This is a genomic window from Xenorhabdus sp. PB61.4, from assembly GCF_963894935.1.
Classification (GTDB): domain Bacteria; phylum Pseudomonadota; class Gammaproteobacteria; order Enterobacterales; family Enterobacteriaceae; genus Xenorhabdus; species Xenorhabdus stockiae.
The window spans coordinates 38,064-52,812 of sequence record NZ_CAWQJR010000151.1 but is presented as its reverse complement, the minus strand read 5'-3'; the positions used below and the strand labels follow the sequence as shown (position 1 = coordinate 52,812).

The window sequence follows — 14,749 nt, the reverse complement described above, 5'->3', positions numbered from 1 at the left end:
GGAATGAGTCGAATGACGGATATAAATAATTTAGTAACGGAATGATATTAACCCTATCTTAATCAGGAAGATGTAAATGACTGAAGTCTTTAAAAAACATAAATACGATGATATGGCGTTGTACAAAAGCACCCAATCAGTGGCCGCGTGTGACTGTCATTTCGAAGAAAAAGACGGAAAACAAATTAAAGTTATTGATGTACCCGTACTCACCTGTGAGTGTGTTTGGCGCAGGTATCAGAAAGAGGCCGAAGACATTGTTGCGCCCGGCGGCAAATTGATTGCAGATCCTAAGGAGCGCAACAAACGTATTAATGCGGCTTACGCTAAAATATGGCTGGAAGATAACCGTTTTCAATGGGCAGGCCTTGCTGCTTTTGCTTCCAAACAAGTGGGATGTGGTTTGCTGCATGCATCTAAGATGAACGAAAAGATACAAGCTCAAAGTGACACTAAAAAGCGTGTAGTTAAGAGCGTAATGGAGGTTGATACATCATGGCAACTGGATTGGCCAATTTATCCAAAGCCTATGACCGAGAATGAGAGTGCAAATATTGCTCATGCTATGGAAGAACATAAGCAAGCTCGAGAAGATAATCCTATGTCATTTATGCCCGACGCCCGTTTGCCTGGTGATAAATTAAGCATTACACAGAAACAGTTCGACCATGTGTATGAAATGATGGCGTTGGGAAATACAACGTTATTTTTAGATGTATACCCGCTGCATGCTTTCTATAAGCAACGCGGGTTGGAAGAACTCAAAACTTGTCTAGGTGCGCGTCAAAATATCTACGGTAATAGCCAATTTCCAATATTGTGGCCGATAGGACAAAAGAATTTTAAGTTTGGCCTTTCCTATGAAGATATTCTACTCGCCTTTGAGGCTATAGATGCAGGTAGAATTGCTCAAGGTGTTGTGCATCTCGCTAATCACGAACAACTCAATATATTACAACCCACAATGTACAGTGATACTCACTTAGTCTTATTATTACGGAGTAATCAAATCTCTTTTGTCACTGGCTTTCCTTCTGGTGTAGCGGAATCGGTTGAATTAACGTTGGCGAGCCAGTGCCGACGTGTTGATGATGGCCGTACTATCGAATTTAGTGATGAGTCACTGGCCGATCTTTCTGATATAGAACAACGTATGCCTTTCGTGTATAAAGCAGCAACCCGTTTTGATGAGATGCTGCATGATAGCAATCGAAGTTTGCTCGAAGAATCTCTAAAAAATATTGCGGCAGGGCGAGGTGTAGAATGAGTCTCTTACAACGCATAGGTTGGTGGCGTAATGGTTTAATCCTTACGATTTTCATTGCATTAGGGCTGACCGCAGTTTACCTCTACCATTCCTTTTATTCCAAGGAACCTGTGATAGCTCTGATAATCGGTGAACCTTACGAGGATATGCGACAGCGTTCCAGTGCCACTATTGCTCCACACCTTCCGGGTAAGATTTGGCATAATATTCCAAAAACGGATGCGCGATTACGGTTTATCGACCCAAAATATGGATTCATTACCCCACCTGCCAGATTTTTAGCTGTTTCCTTTAATGAAGATGGAATAATCTATAGTGTACGTATGTCTCCACAAATCGAGCCGTTACTCTACGATGATGTGATCCAGATCGTACTGGATTTACAAGAACAGTGGCGTAAAGCAGGTTGGGTGCCGAGGTCTCCTCCTTTGGCTAATACATCAGAATTACGAACTCAACTTCGCAGTATGAAGTGTTCTGAAACAACCAATTGGCGAGCCGATGATCAGTATCGGATCATGATGAATTTGGGATGTTTTAAAGATAACAGGCATCCTAATGAAGAACGATATATGATCACTATGGAGATTGCTAAGGCACGGTAGCCAGGCCGTGGGCAAATCAATGAAGCAAACTCAACTTAGTGTGAGAAGATAATATTTTCACACCCGAAATTCAGATTGACACTGACGCGCTACGCTTGTCATCTCCGAGCTACCGGGCTAATACATTAACCCGGTAGCTCGGAGAGCTGAAAAAACATAACCGTTACTATCGATTATCTTTATATAACTGCGCCAATTTTCACGGGATAACGGGGTAAATGACATATTTATTATATATTTCATTGTGTTACTCTATCCCATATTATCCCAGCTTATCCCGTAACATAACCTCACAGCTTTAAATTACTTTAAATTCAAAGAATTAATACCTGCCAGAGCAAAATTTTTTTCGGGATAACTGCCATTGCCACGATATCACTTTATTTGTAATCACCTAATGTTACGGGATAGCGCGGGATAATACGGGGTAATTAAAACAACTATAACTATCTGATATATATTAAAATAAATCTGTCTTATCCCAATATCCCGTTATCCCAACGTTTTTTCTCCTACGTGAGGTTAATCCTCGTCCCTGAAAATCAGCACCACAAACCGCCCTTGAGTGCCGTTTACTGAGATGGTTTTGCTGATAAAGCGATCTTTCTCCGCTTTAACCAACATTCCGGCCTCTTCTAAGGCTTCAAAGCCTGATTTCTTCTGTAACCCCTGCAATATTTCTGCTTCAAATACACTGGGGATAATATGGTATTCAGCCTGTCCATCATGACGGCGGTTATGCACCAGATACCCGGCAAGATCGCTAATTCTCATGGCATGTGAGGTGTCAATATCCCCGTTTGGTCTACCATAGGTATAAGGCTGAAAGCGTGACAGCCCGTATTTCTGGATAAAGTCACGCGTTCGCGTTATTACCTGATATTTTTCCCTGTTTCCGATACCAAAGTCGGCTAACCAGTCATCGAAACTTTGTTTTATCGCGGCGCGACTCGCTTCTTTACTCCAGCCAGTGATATGGGTTGCCAGCTCTCCAACGGCATCCAGTAACGCGAAACGCACGGCAACGCGCTTGACTTGCGCTGAGGCTTCTTCTGGCAGGGCATCAAGCCATTCTTTTTCTTTACGGGCGGTCATGTCGATTGCCTGCTCCTGATTCTCAGACAACCACCGAATCCATGCCCGACCCGCGGCACCACAATAGCGTTTGGATTCGCGTTTGATGGCTCTTGCATGGGAATCACCATCCTCATAGCCATTGAAACATGCCGTATCAATAAACGGCACACTGAGCAGTCTGACAAGCTGCCCGGCTTTTGGGGTGATCCCGCCTTTTATCAGAAACGTTTCTAAATCTTCCTCGCCTGTTGAAAGAGCAGCAATCTTCCAGCGGATCACGGCACGGTTCCCACCTTCCCGTTTTCCCTGAATTTTACCGACACCGTTAAACAGGCTGTAGGCACTGTTAGCGACTTCCTTCGGATTCGAGCTTTGTCCGATTTCGTCAATGGGCATAAAGCCATCATTACGGGCTGCGGCCTCATTGTTTAAACCGTGGTTAGTACCATGCCATGATAATTTCAGTTCTTCGGGATCACCGTATAAGCTGCTGGCCGCCTCAACGGTGGTGGTTTTCCCTGCGGAGGATTGGGCGAATAAATGCACACCAAAGCAGGTCCCGCCTGTCAGTGAATTAAGTGGGGCAGACAATCCCACCAGTACGCCCAGCATCATTGAGCGGTTGCCTTGCAGTAATGACGCAACGTGTGTTATCCACTGTTCGGCGCTTCCCCTGACCACATAACCGGCAATGGCAGATGTGCCGCCACTGAACGCGACAGGCATATAGGGCTGACCGATGATTTCACCGTCCGGCATGACATATGCGCCGCAGTGCCAGCCTGCTTTCTGTGTCACAACCCATTCACGGCGATCGCCGCTGCGTTGCAGATGCTCAGCTAAAACAGGCAACAGACTGTTTTTTACGGTGATGTTCATTCCCCGCGAACGCAGTCTGGCCCAGCCAACCGGCATCCCGATTTCACGGCGCGGAAGTGCCTCAACAATATATTTTCCTGTGCCTTCCTGACGTAGCTTAATAATGAGATAACCTTCGCTGCCATCATTGCCAATACCAACGATTTCCATGTAATCACTCAGCCATTTTTCGACTTCGACGATTTCGCCACCTTGTTCTTTCGGTTCAACCCAATAAATCCCATTCTTGCGGATATCGATATGGGGTTTTAGCGGGTCGTATTCTTTCTCTCGGTATTCATCTGAATCAGTGGTTACAGATTTTGACACTGCTACGTTCTCTACCGCCTGATACAATCCATTACTGAATGCCTGCTTTGCGGCCTCAATACCATGCTGCTGGCGATAATCATCCCAATCGGCTTTGTATTCCGTAGGTGGTAACGTAACCCAACCATTCACTGCAAGAGCCGCTTTCTCTGCTGAAATCTTGCCGATATTTACTTTTGGTTTGCCGTTCTTATCCAGTTCGCCAGGGTGATGCCAGTCATTATCTGCTGCCAGAATAATTTTCGTGTCCGGCCAACGCTCCTGAATGGCTTTAGCGACAGAAAGCAAATTGCCAGCATCCAGCGCCGCCAGAACAGTGCCTTTATAGAGTTGGCTAACCGTCAGTGCAGTGGCATAACCCTCGGTAATGATTAGCGTGTCGGGATTTTTTTCCAGGTCTGATACAGTAATAAATGCGCCTTTCTTCTGGCTGCCAGACAGTAATTTTTTCTCACCGTCAGGTTTGATGATCTGTGCACCAGTGACCTTTTTATCTAACGCTGTCAGTGCCAATAATAAGGAACTATCTTCCAGTAAACGCTGATTATGGTGTTGTAGTCCCTTTGCAGCCAGATAGGGAGATTGCCCCACGACAGTCTGTGCCATCAGTGCCGCGACTCTTTCGGCAATCGGCTGTACTGGATAAGTGATTTCTTTGGCTGGTTTGGATTCTGGCAAAGGTAATGCCAGTACGTTAGCAACAATCTTAGCAGCCTCAAGAACTGAGATACGGTTGGTTTTCGCTACTAAATCCAATCCATCTCCGTAGTTCGGAAGATCACACTGGCGACAGTGCCAGTTGCCGTGATGGTGGTCATCAATAAAGTGAAAACGGTCGGTGCCGCCGCAGACAGGGCAAGCGCTATGTTTATCCTTTGCTGGGATCTCAATGCCACAAGCAGGCAACAGATTTCCCCAATAGTACATAGCGGATTGCTTCACGGTTTGGATAAATTCGAGCGGTTTTTGGCTGCCTGATTTATCCAAAGATGTCAATTTAGGGCGAGTTTGATTATGCTGTGTATCAGCCATTATCGTTACTCCTAATAACGGTTATTGGTCAGACGCCTCAGATGTGTTCCAGCACACTGGGGCGTTGTTTTTTCATATTGATATAGGTAATGTGTAATGACACATAAATACATTACAGTGAGTATAATTGACATGTCAACACACAAAAATACCCGTCGGGGCAATCCTCCATTCCAATTCAGACTTGATCCTGAACTACGGGCGCTCATGGAAATAGCCCAGGCACAAGATGGCGATGAATCTTTATCTGCGTGGATTAAGCGCATTGTCCGTAGAGAATTGCAATCAAGAGGTATTGAATCTAACCTCTGAAAAAAGCAAGTTAAGGGTAGGCAAGTGCTACCCTTAGTTTTTGTATTCTTATCAAATGGTAGGTACATGTCATTAAATTCCACGAGACTCAGCAATCCGCTGATCTACCCAGCCATCAATTTCTGATTCAACAAATGCAACCGAACGAGGGCCGATTTTGACTTGTTTCGGGAATTGACCTTCTTTAATCAGCCTGTAGATCCATGCCTTGCTATAGCCTGTTCTGCGCTGAACTTCTGGCAGGCGAATAAGACTTTCTTTAGATGTTGTCATTGTTGGCATGTATACCCCCTGTTATCGAGTCCTTGAAATGCCTTGGTAGACGTTATTTGATGACAGAGGATTATTTAAAAATTCTGTTTAATTGAAAGCGTAAACTCTTTATGCAATTCGTAAAATTAAATGTGAGGTATTGGCTGTATGAAAAACAGTCCTGCGTGCCACGGGCACAGAAGATTAAAAAGCAATCATATGTATAATGAATGCTTTTTATTAATGAATTGAAAAATAAGGGAATATATTATTTATGCAGAGCGTGGAGCTTTAATTATTTATTTTTTGTATGAAAAACAGCCTTTGTTGTCTTGGGCAACAAAGTTTAAAAAAACATCTTTCGCGTAAAGTTCAATCAAAAGAAAGGTAAAATAAATTGTTGACAAGATCAGAATATAAAATTCTTCATAGTTTATGAATTGCACGTAAATATTTTTTGCTAGCATTGCCAGAAAAGGATAAAAAATCACCATATGATGATTGTTATACTATGATGGATTGATCCGTTACTCTATCTGGCAGGATTCTGTAGAAAGGTACGGCTAAATCTGAAAGTCAGCTATGAGCGAGGAGCGGAAATACGAAAGATCAAATTAAAGGAGAAGTTAATTAGAGAAAGGTGTAGGTAAAGCAAAAAGGGGGTTTCCCCCTTTTTATCAAGCAAATGTAAATTGATAATGTTTTTCATACTCACGCATAGACATTACATAAAATAAAAGCTGTTTATTTTCACTATCTGACTTGTTAATAAGTTTTCTAAAAAGCTCAAGGTTAGCTTTTTGTATTGGGTTGAGGTTGTCGCGAACGTTTTTTATGTCTTCAATGCGATTGGCATTCAAATAGGCAAAGTATTTCTGGAAAACTCCGGCAACAACATCACTCACTTGAATAAATAAATTATCGTGCGAAACATCAAACTGATAATCCAGCTTTGCCAATTCTTCATCATGCGGGAGCGAAGACTCAAAGCTCTCTTTTACAACCTCTTCAACATCAAAAATGTGCTTACTGTTAGGAAAATCCATGCCACGGTATCGATAGAAGAGAGCAAAAGCATCTACTAAGTAGTTATCACTACTATTATCCTGATCTCCATCTTCACTGGCTTTAGGTTTCTCTTCTTTAGCTTCAAATCTGAAGTCTGTGGTAAGAGTGAAATCATCCATTTCGTTTTCAATACACATTTCAAGTAGCTCTCTAAGGCTATTCATGTGTAGTTTTTCGTCTTGTGTAGCAAGAGGCTTATAAAGAAGGGTGTTATAGTGATCAAGAACTATGTCATGTAGCTCTTTAAGGAAGCTTTTTTCTTTTCCTGTAAAATATGGATAATCATAGGATTTCAGGAACCTTATGAATTTTTCTCGATTAGAAGAGACTATTTTATACAATTCATCTTTGTGGACATCTTGGTAGTGCCGACAATGTTCTTTAGAATGAAAGCTAAGAAGATTCTTTTCAAGACAGAATAGAACGCAGTCTTCAATAATATCAAGGTAAGCCCAGTATTCCATGTTGAGATTAAAATATTGAACATAGAGATCGCTTTGTAGCAGCCATTCAAACATCCCTTTAAGCTTGCGAGAGTTAAGCATAAAGATGAAGTCGCCAGTTGCTAGATGGTCTCTCTTGATCTCATTCGCTGTAGGTTGAAGCATAATGGATTTTTTAAGTGCATCGAAATCAGCCGTAGATGAGTCATTTAAGTGTGCCACACCACCTAAAACAAAGTTGAAACTTGAATACTTATCTTCATCATGTTCAATGTTATATCCGTCAATCTTATCTGATAAAGCCAATTTTCTTACGTTGTTAGATTCATCATAGTAGAAGGTATATTTTTTATTTTGAAGTCTATTGGGTAATAACATGCAGCATCCTTTTGATTGCTAATGGTAGCCTCTATAAATTTATATCATAAAAAAGGCTGATCTGCTCCCCGCTTATTGACTAAAGAGAGTGCTAGCAATGACTGCTTTTGGCACTGAGCTAACTATCAGATTAAAGATGAGATAGTAAAACTATGGTTGTATAAAAAGCAGACTTTGTTGGTAGTGCCAACAAAGTCTAAAAAATCATCTTTTATTCAGTATATTATAAATATTACTTAATGTTACTTAATGTTACTTCCGGCGTTTCTTAGCAAAATCATACGGCGTGATATGTTTTTCGCGGTTGGCATCCAGATAATCGGCCCACCATTGAACCATCAGTCTCCGTTCATCCAGATGTTTAGAGGTGTGAATATAGGCAGCTCTGACATTTTTTCTTTCTACATGGCTTAACTGGCGTTCAATGGCGTCATCGTTCCATAATCCTGATTCACCCATTGCTCCACGAGCCATTGTCCTGAACCCATGCCCGCAAACATCGGTTTTGGTATCGTAGCCCATGCCACGCAAGGCGTTATTAACCGTGCTTTCACTCATGACCTTTTGTGGATCGTGATCGTTAGGGAACATGACTTCACAGTCACCGCTCAGTTCGCGTAATGATTTGAACAAAATGACAGCCTGACGACTCAAAGGGACAATATGCTCCGTTTTCATTTTCATGCCCCGTTCGGAGAATTTAACGCCTTCAATGGCTGTTCTTGTGGCAGGGATTTTCCAGACAGCATTTTCAAGGTCGAGTTCTTCCCAACGCGCAAATCTCAATTCACTGGAACGGACGAATGTTAATAAAGTCAGTTCCACCGCGATACGGGTGATTAAGCGTCCACGATAGCGAGAAAGTCGGCTCAAAAATTCAGGTAAACGTTCGTGGGGCAGGGCGGGGTGATGTTTAGATTTAACAGTAGAAAGTGCACCAGCCATATCATTAGCCGGATTGGAATCAAGGATATCATTCTGAACGGCATAACGCATGATGGAAGTGACACGTTGCTGTAATCGCTGGGCAATATCATGTTTTCCATCAGCATCAACGGTTTTGATCGGTGCTAAAAGTTGGCTTGTCCGTAAAGTGGAAATATCAAGCCTGCCAATATGTGGGAAAATATAATGTTCAAGGCTGCGTAGAATGCGGTTGCCGTGATCTTCGCTCCAACGTTTATTGCTGGCGTGCCAGTCACGGGCGACCTTTTCAAAGGTATGTTTTCCCTTTACTCCAGCATGTGCGTCTTTTTTCTCGGCTTTGGGATCAATCCCTTGAGCAATCAGCTTTTTTGCTTCATCTCGTTTGGTGCGAGCATCAGCTAAAGAGATGGCAGGATAGACACCGAAAGCCAGTCGGTCTTCTTTCTTATCGGTGGGGCGGTAGTACTTCATACGCCAGTACTTCGAGCCGCGTGTCGTGACTTCTAAATAGAGGCCGCCACCATCAGCGAGTTTGTAGGTTTTTTCTTTGGGTTTTGCTGTTTCGATTTGTCGTGCGTTTAGTTTCATTATAAGGGGCACATTTAAAATAGAAGTGTAGGTGCCCCTGATTATGCCCCGCCGTGCATGTTGATTGCAATAGACTAGAGTAGACATAAAAAGAAAAGACCTGATTGATTTATCAGGTCTTTCTGAGAGTTGGTTTACTAGTGTAGACGTTAGTAAACTTATATTTGGTGCCCAGGGCGGGACTTGAACCCGCACAGCCTTACAGCCGAGGGATTTTAAATTCTTAGTACTTCCTTAAAAATCAATTAGTTAACTAAATTGTCGCTATAAACGTAATTTTTAGATGCCAATAAAATCAATATGTTATCAAGATCAAAAATGGGATAAAGTGAAGATATAGTGAAATAAAATAGAAGGGACTAGAAGTACCTTGGCGTGATAAGGTTCTCATTTCGAGAGCGGTTTTTTCTGCCCTCCAACCACCGGAACTGATGCTACTTTTCGGTTATATCTGGCCGTTTGACCGATATTTTTATGACCAGATATTCGTTGTTTCTCCTGTAATGTTCCTTCCAAATCCGATATCCCTTTGGCCTTCAAATCATGAAAAGTGAAGTTGAAATCCAGTTCTGGAAATTTCTCTTTCGCAGTATGTTTAGCTTTCCGCCAACGGCTATTAAAACCATCACGGGCGTACCGCGCTCCGGTGCGTTGATGGATGACATAGATACTGGTGACACCATCCTCAACAGGCAAATGCTGGCTTTTCTCAATAGCGCTATACAGCCGTTCTGTCCATAGTTTGATTTGGGCAACTTTAGTTTTACCCTGTTTAATGTATATCCCTTCTTCAGCGACTTGCGCATAAGTCAGCCCTAAAATATCGGATTGTCGAGCGCAGCATAAATAGGCAAGTTCCATTGCGATTTGAACCACCAGAGGGGATACAGAGTATATTGCGTTGTATTCATCATCGGTGATATACCGATCCCGTGGAATTTCTTTAAATTGCCTCACACCTCTGCACGGATTGCTAGTGACTAGCCCACGTTCATACCCCCAACCAAATACGCGAGACATAAAATTCTTTTCTCTGTTCGCCTGCGTTTGGCTACGCAATCCCCGTTTGTCCATATAACGGCGGATATGCTCTGGTTTAATCGTGTCTGGCTCCATTTTGCCAAAAACGGAATTTACCTTTTTAGCGTATTTGTAATAATCACGCCGACTTTCCGGAACTAGTCGTTTAAAGTCCGCTGAACGGAAAAAAGCATTAATCAGTGCGGACAAATCCCTTTTTTCTTCCTCTCCTTTCTCGTCGATAAGCGTTTTTTCATAAGCAGCCAACACTTCTTCTTGCGTTGCGGAAAGATCACATAACCGGACAGTCCGGTTGTCAGGTGTCTGGAATTCAAACGCAGATCGACCCCGCCGAACACGCGGGGGCATCCAGTTATCTGCGGGGTTTTTGCGTTTTCTACTCATTAGTCTAAAGCTCCGAAGTTAGGTTCCTGGATAGCGGGAGTGTTTTTCATCCTTTGTGATAAAGGATTATTGAAGTGTTCCCACGTTGTTCGGGGTCTACCATCACGGCGAGTCACAAAGAATATTCCGGCTTCTTTTAATGCTTCGCATTGTTTGGATGGGATCTTGAATCCCGTTAATTCTATGATATCTGCGTCACTGATAATGTCGTTTTTCGTATCCATATTTACCTCTGATATATGAAAACGTTCTGATAACTATCACTTACGTTTCATGGCCTCTAATAAGATGTCCTGCACTTCACGTTTAGAATTACGGCGTTCCATCACCAGCTCATCGACTGTACCTACGGTGATAATATGATGGATAAAAACAGGGCGGTTATGCCCGGCTTGTGCCTGACGGGTGGGGCCGATACGTTCAATGATTTGTTGGTATTGCTCCAAATCCCACCAGTGAGAAAAGAACACTAAGATATTCCCGCCATCCTGTAGGTTCAGGCCGTGGCCTGCACTGGCTGGATGGGCGAACATCACGGGGATTTTGCCAGTGTTCCAGTCGCGTAGTGTCTGAGGGTCAGCGTCCAGATGCCGGCCTTTCGGAAATGCTTTCAGTAACCTTTCTAAATCGTGCTTCCAGTGATAGACCACCAGCACGGGCATTCCGCCCGATTCAGCAATAACGCTGTCTAAAGCCTGTAATTTTGTATCGTGCAGTTCCTGCCAGTTTTTATTCTCATCGGTATAGATAGCGCCGCTGGCGATTTGCAGACATTTAACTGTCTTTGCCGCTGCGTTCAGTGCTTCAACGCCAATGGCGCCCAACTCCATGAACATTTCTTTTTCCATCGCCTTATATTGCTGGTGGACTTTGGATGGCAGATCGACACGAATTACGTTGTGGATTGGTTTTTCGATATCGAACCAATCTGCGGCATCTAAGGCGATGGTCACATCATTTAAAGCTGCTTGCATCTGCTCTTGGGCACAGGGCCACGGTTCCAGTTTTACCCACTGCTGACCTGGAAAGCGGATACTATTAAACCAGCGAGAAGTGAAAGCATTGTAGGTGCGGCCTAGTCGTTCACCCTGATCGATAAACCATGCTTGCCCCCATAAATCGACCAAGCCATTTGGGGAGGGGGTGCCGGTGAGATTGACCCAGCGTCTGACATATTTATGAGCAACTTTTGCCAAGGCCGCGGCGCGTTTACCGCCTTTCCGTAATCGGAACGATTTTAACCGTGTGCTCTCGTCCGCTATGACAGTGGCGAACGGCCATTGATTACCTAACGTTTCCACCAGCCAGACGAGGTTGTCATAATTGATGGTAAAGACACTGGCATTGGTATTTTTAAGCGCTTCCATGCGCTCTTTAGCATTGCCAACAATAGACTGTACTTCGATATTGTGGAAATGGTTCCACTTGTTCGCTTCATCCGGCCATGTGGAACGCGCAACACGTAATGGCGCTAAAACTAAGGTTGGCTGTGTTTCGCTGCCAGCCATATACAGATCTTCCATTGCCGTTAATGTTGCTAGACTTTTGCCCATACCCATACCAGCCCACACATTACAACGAGGGGTATCAATGATGAAATTGACAATATGGTTTTGGTAGGGGCGGGGGGTGAATGGTTTCATACTTTGCCCTTAAAGCAGTAAAGAGATAGGTATAAAAAACCCTGCTAATGCAGGGTAGGTAAGTTATCGTTTGTCTTCTTCCGGTGTCCACATAATGCCGCACATGCTACATGACCATTTATTATTTTCAGGGTAACTTCGGATCCCGTAGAAATTACAAAAAGGGCATGTTTTAGGTTTGTAGGCTTTTTTCTTAGGTAACTTGTTCGTATTGTTTGACATATAACCTCCTTTTAGAGATATCTTATGTCAGACATTGACGCGGTGATAGTGTGAAGTGCCGTTTATATTGATGGTTAATCAGGATACTAAGATTCTTTATCTTTACTTGGTTTCCTTATTTTATAAATAGAATTTTGGGTTTTTATATACCCGTCAGATTCATAACTCCCGGCGTTCTGAACTAATGACGTGATTATTTCAGAGCCGTCAGGGAAACGATTTTTACTGTCATTAAATACTTTGCCATATGCTACTGCTTTACCCTCACCATTTTTGTAGAAATCAGTTATTTCTAATTCGGCGGTATAGACAATATCTCGTGGTGAAATTTGATTAATGTAGGCAGCGAATGATGATTCTTCATTAAATTGATTACTCATGATTATGTCCTCTAATTTATTTTTATCCGTCATAACAACCACACGGCATATCATGGTCAACATCATCCATGTCGTAGCCTTTAGGGTTTTGTAAGAATTCACTCCAATTCCAGCGGCGGCCTAGCCCTTTAATCTGTTTCAGGTCGGCCATACGTTCCATAATTAGGGCTTTTTCTATCAGTTCAGGATGGTCTTGCTGGAGGCGTAAAAGTTCACTCTTTTTAGTGTAGGGACAACACCAGCAAGAGCTTTTTCCCGGTCTGGGAAGCCCGGCACGTTGAATAGCTTCTATACAAGTTTCTCTGTCCCATCCCCAATCATACAGCGGGTATTCATATCGAAATTTCTTCGACAGAACGGCATCGTTAGCCAAACTGCGCCGGGCATTGAGCACTCGTGTTTCTTCATCAAAATCATAGCCCACAAGCATTATGACCTTTTCACCACGTGCCCATGCTGCTTTACAAAGCGGATGGTTATTCCATAGTTTTTCTTGTGGCTCGATTTTAAATTTCTGACTGCAATTTTTAAAACCATATGCGACTGACGGTAACATATTTCGTTCACGGTAATAGGTATATAAATCTTTCTCCTGATATACCCATTCAGCTTTAGTTCTACCTTGCCGAAATACTTTTTTGCAAATGGTTATTTGTGGGCCTCCATTTGAAAGTAGCCAATTATTTATTACAGAGAGGTAATTATAAGTATGTGGTTTCTCACAACCCGTATCAGCGAATGTAATTAAATCGGGCATTAAACCTATTTCTAATAACCCAATTAATAATGCGACTGAATTAGTACCCCCCCCATATGACATGACAATCATAAGGTTATTTCCTGTTGTTAACATTGAGTTTTATGTCGGAAAGGTGCTTGGGAATTTAAAGTGACAGTTTTAAATTTTGTATGTATGGAGTTTTATTGATTTCATATTGAAAATATGATAATTATCTATGGACCATTAGCTCCATATCTAGTGAGATTAGCGAAACGATATGGAGCTAATGGCCTATATTGTTTAACTTTAAGAAAAAGCTTCATAAAAATCTTTTGTTTTTTGTTGGCTTTTTTCATCTTCTATTACTCCTCTAATCATTCATTTTCTGAGTTTATAAATTTGCTTTTTATATACTTCATTGTACCCTATTTGATAGGAAATGTTAATAAAATCAAATAGAAGAAGTGAATTATAAAATCATTCCCTCCACATTTTTACTATCCAAAACCACAACTGTTTGCCCTAAAGCCCTGAGCCTTTCGTGTTCCCGTAACTGGTCAGGGCGAGGTTTTTCGCCCGGTGCTTTACACTCAACAAAAATAACCTGCCCATTCGGTAGTACACATATCCGGTCGGGTACGCCACGGCGACCGGGGGAAACGAACTTATAGGCAATGCCACCGGCTTTTTTCACTTCATTAACTAAATGTTTTTCGATTACATCCTCACGTATTTTCATTTAATTTATCCCTGTGGTATTGCTTTAAACAAAATTCGGATCGGATTTCTGCCCATGCAATATTTAAGGTATTTCGCGAATGGCGAGCGGCTTTATTCCATACTTTTGACGCCCGTAAATAATCGCCCTCGCGTTCAATGTGCGCAGCCTCACGCGCAGCCCGAAAATATAACGGGCTGTCTCGGTATTTAAATGACATAGAACGTCCTTTATTCAGTAGGGCAGATGCAGTTTCCATCCCATAGAATATTAATGGGTGACGGGTCGTCAGGATGGGTGATTAAATCGACGTAATAAGTGGTTCTACGATAGACAACAGCATATATTTTTTCATTAATAATCTGCTTTAATTTTCCGGTTGCCATTCGGTAATTAATGGCTCGTCCATCACTGGTCGTAATAACGAAGCAACATTTTTCACCAATAGCTACGGATTTCGGCTTGCCATAATAGCCGCCGCATATTTCACAACGTTTCATGGT

At 42.6% G+C, this 14,749-nt stretch carries 16 protein-coding genes; 3 read left to right on the top strand and 13 right to left on the bottom strand.

Features of this window, described 5'->3' with window-relative positions; all coding sequences use genetic code 11:
* Positions 1-76 precede the first annotated feature (76 nt).
* Both AACX68_RS09200 and AACX68_RS09195 read left to right on the top strand, forming a co-directional pair.
* Positions 77-1,267, top strand: a complete 1,191-nt coding sequence (locus AACX68_RS09200; protein ID WP_228857923.1) for a DUF2515 family protein — start codon at positions 77-79, stop codon at positions 1,265-1,267.
* The gene (locus AACX68_RS09195) at positions 1,264-1,872 is read left to right on the top strand and encodes a hypothetical protein (RefSeq protein ID WP_228857922.1); all 609 of its coding nucleotides are present in this window, start codon (positions 1,264-1,266) and stop codon (positions 1,870-1,872) included. Before AACX68_RS09200 ends, AACX68_RS09195 begins: the two co-directional genes overlap by 4 nt.
* 522 nt (positions 1,873-2,394) lie before the next feature.
* Here AACX68_RS09195 and AACX68_RS09190 read toward each other — a convergent pair.
* Positions 2,395-5,169, bottom strand: coding sequence for a DUF927 domain-containing protein (locus AACX68_RS09190; protein ID WP_228857921.1), 2,775 nt, complete (start codon positions 5,167-5,169; stop codon positions 2,395-2,397).
* 132 nt (positions 5,170-5,301) lie between these two features.
* On the opposite strand from AACX68_RS09190, the gene AACX68_RS09185 reads away from it, so the two are divergent.
* Positions 5,302-5,481, top strand: a complete 180-nt coding sequence (locus tag AACX68_RS09185) for a hypothetical protein (RefSeq protein ID WP_228857920.1) — start codon at positions 5,302-5,304, stop codon at positions 5,479-5,481.
* A gap of 72 nt (positions 5,482-5,553) precedes the next feature.
* Here AACX68_RS09185 and AACX68_RS09180 read toward each other — a convergent pair whose 3' ends face one another.
* The 12 genes from AACX68_RS09180 to AACX68_RS09125 form a co-directional block, all read right to left on the bottom strand.
* Positions 5,554-5,763, bottom strand: coding sequence for a helix-turn-helix transcriptional regulator (locus AACX68_RS09180; RefSeq protein WP_099116081.1), 210 nt, complete (start codon positions 5,761-5,763; stop codon positions 5,554-5,556).
* Positions 5,764-6,410: 647 nt separating this feature from the next.
* Positions 6,411-7,622 (bottom strand): DUF3800 domain-containing protein, encoded by a 1,212-nt coding sequence (locus tag AACX68_RS09175; RefSeq protein WP_228857919.1) that lies wholly within the window; start codon positions 7,620-7,622, stop codon positions 6,411-6,413.
* Positions 7,623-7,874: 252 nt separating this feature from the next.
* Entirely contained in the window at positions 7,875-9,137 is a 1,263-nt protein-coding gene (locus AACX68_RS09170; RefSeq protein ID WP_228857918.1) for a tyrosine-type recombinase/integrase, read from the bottom strand.
* 387 nt (positions 9,138-9,524) lie between these two features.
* The gene (locus AACX68_RS09165; RefSeq protein ID WP_228857917.1) at positions 9,525-10,562 is read right to left on the bottom strand and encodes a tyrosine-type recombinase/integrase; all 1,038 of its coding nucleotides are present in this window, start codon (positions 10,560-10,562) and stop codon (positions 9,525-9,527) included.
* Positions 10,562-10,786, bottom strand: coding sequence for a DUF4224 domain-containing protein (locus tag AACX68_RS09160; protein ID WP_228857916.1), 225 nt, complete (start codon positions 10,784-10,786; stop codon positions 10,562-10,564). The genes AACX68_RS09165 and AACX68_RS09160 overlap by 1 nt, the downstream gene beginning before the upstream one ends.
* Before the next feature lie 36 nt (positions 10,787-10,822).
* Entirely contained in the window at positions 10,823-12,205 is a 1,383-nt protein-coding gene (locus AACX68_RS09155) for a DEAD/DEAH box helicase (RefSeq protein ID WP_228857915.1), read from the bottom strand.
* A gap of 63 nt (positions 12,206-12,268) precedes the next feature.
* Positions 12,269-12,427: a hypothetical protein gene (locus AACX68_RS09150; RefSeq protein WP_228857914.1), complete on the bottom strand. Its 159-nt coding sequence runs from the start codon at positions 12,425-12,427 to the stop codon at positions 12,269-12,271.
* Between the two features lie 86 nt (positions 12,428-12,513).
* Entirely contained in the window at positions 12,514-12,807 is a 294-nt protein-coding gene (locus AACX68_RS09145) for a hypothetical protein (RefSeq protein WP_228857913.1), read from the bottom strand.
* Between the two features lie 22 nt (positions 12,808-12,829).
* On the bottom strand, positions 12,830-13,636 hold the full coding sequence (locus AACX68_RS09140) for a phosphoadenosine phosphosulfate reductase family protein (protein ID WP_228857912.1): 807 nt from the start codon (positions 13,634-13,636) through the stop codon (positions 12,830-12,832).
* Between the two features lie 361 nt (positions 13,637-13,997).
* Entirely contained in the window at positions 13,998-14,267 is a 270-nt protein-coding gene (locus AACX68_RS09135) for a VRR-NUC domain-containing protein (RefSeq protein WP_228857911.1), read from the bottom strand.
* Positions 14,254-14,466, bottom strand: a complete 213-nt coding sequence (locus AACX68_RS09130) for an ANR family transcriptional regulator (RefSeq protein ID WP_228857910.1) — start codon at positions 14,464-14,466, stop codon at positions 14,254-14,256. Before AACX68_RS09130 ends, AACX68_RS09135 begins: the two co-directional genes overlap by 14 nt.
* Positions 14,467-14,476: 10 nt before the next feature.
* Entirely contained in the window at positions 14,477-14,746 is a 270-nt protein-coding gene (locus AACX68_RS09125; RefSeq protein WP_228857909.1) for a hypothetical protein, read from the bottom strand.
* Positions 14,747-14,749: the final 3 nt, after the last annotated feature.

What these genes read in the sequence shown, in the direction of transcription:
- AACX68_RS09135 (WP_228857911.1), bottom strand. Translation starts at nt 14,267, where the DNA reads ATGAAAATACGTGAGGATGTAATCGAAAAACATTTAGTTAATGAAGTG.
- AACX68_RS09155 (WP_228857915.1), bottom strand. Translation starts at nt 12,205, where the DNA reads ATGAAACCATTCACCCCCCGCCCCTACCAAAACCATATTGTCAATTTC.
- AACX68_RS09150 (WP_228857914.1), bottom strand. Translation starts at nt 12,427, where the DNA reads ATGTCAAACAATACGAACAAGTTACCTAAGAAAAAAGCCTACAAACCT.
- AACX68_RS09190 (WP_228857921.1), bottom strand. Translation starts at nt 5,169, where the DNA reads ATGGCTGATACACAGCATAATCAAACTCGCCCTAAATTGACATCTTTG.
- AACX68_RS09165 (WP_228857917.1), bottom strand. Translation starts at nt 10,562, where the DNA reads ATGAGTAGAAAACGCAAAAACCCCGCAGATAACTGGATGCCCCCGCGT.
- AACX68_RS09140 (WP_228857912.1), bottom strand. Translation starts at nt 13,636, where the DNA reads ATGATTGTCATGTCATATGGGGGGGGTACTAATTCAGTCGCATTATTA.
- AACX68_RS09160 (WP_228857916.1), bottom strand. Translation starts at nt 10,786, where the DNA reads ATGGATACGAAAAACGACATTATCAGTGACGCAGATATCATAGAATTA.
- AACX68_RS09175 (WP_228857919.1), bottom strand. Translation starts at nt 7,622, where the DNA reads ATGTTATTACCCAATAGACTTCAAAATAAAAAATATACCTTCTACTAT.
- AACX68_RS09125 (WP_228857909.1), bottom strand. Translation starts at nt 14,746, where the DNA reads ATGAAACGTTGTGAAATATGCGGCGGCTATTATGGCAAGCCGAAATCC.
- AACX68_RS09130 (WP_228857910.1), bottom strand. Translation starts at nt 14,466, where the DNA reads ATGTCATTTAAATACCGAGACAGCCCGTTATATTTTCGGGCTGCGCGT.
- AACX68_RS09185 (WP_228857920.1), top strand. Translation starts at nt 5,302, where the DNA reads ATGTCAACACACAAAAATACCCGTCGGGGCAATCCTCCATTCCAATTC.
- AACX68_RS09195 (WP_228857922.1), top strand. Translation starts at nt 1,264, where the DNA reads ATGAGTCTCTTACAACGCATAGGTTGGTGGCGTAATGGTTTAATCCTT.
- AACX68_RS09145 (WP_228857913.1), bottom strand. Translation starts at nt 12,807, where the DNA reads ATGAGTAATCAATTTAATGAAGAATCATCATTCGCTGCCTACATTAAT.
- AACX68_RS09180 (WP_099116081.1), bottom strand. Translation starts at nt 5,763, where the DNA reads ATGCCAACAATGACAACATCTAAAGAAAGTCTTATTCGCCTGCCAGAA.
- AACX68_RS09200 (WP_228857923.1), top strand. Translation starts at nt 77, where the DNA reads ATGACTGAAGTCTTTAAAAAACATAAATACGATGATATGGCGTTGTAC.
- AACX68_RS09170 (WP_228857918.1), bottom strand. Translation starts at nt 9,137, where the DNA reads ATGAAACTAAACGCACGACAAATCGAAACAGCAAAACCCAAAGAAAAA.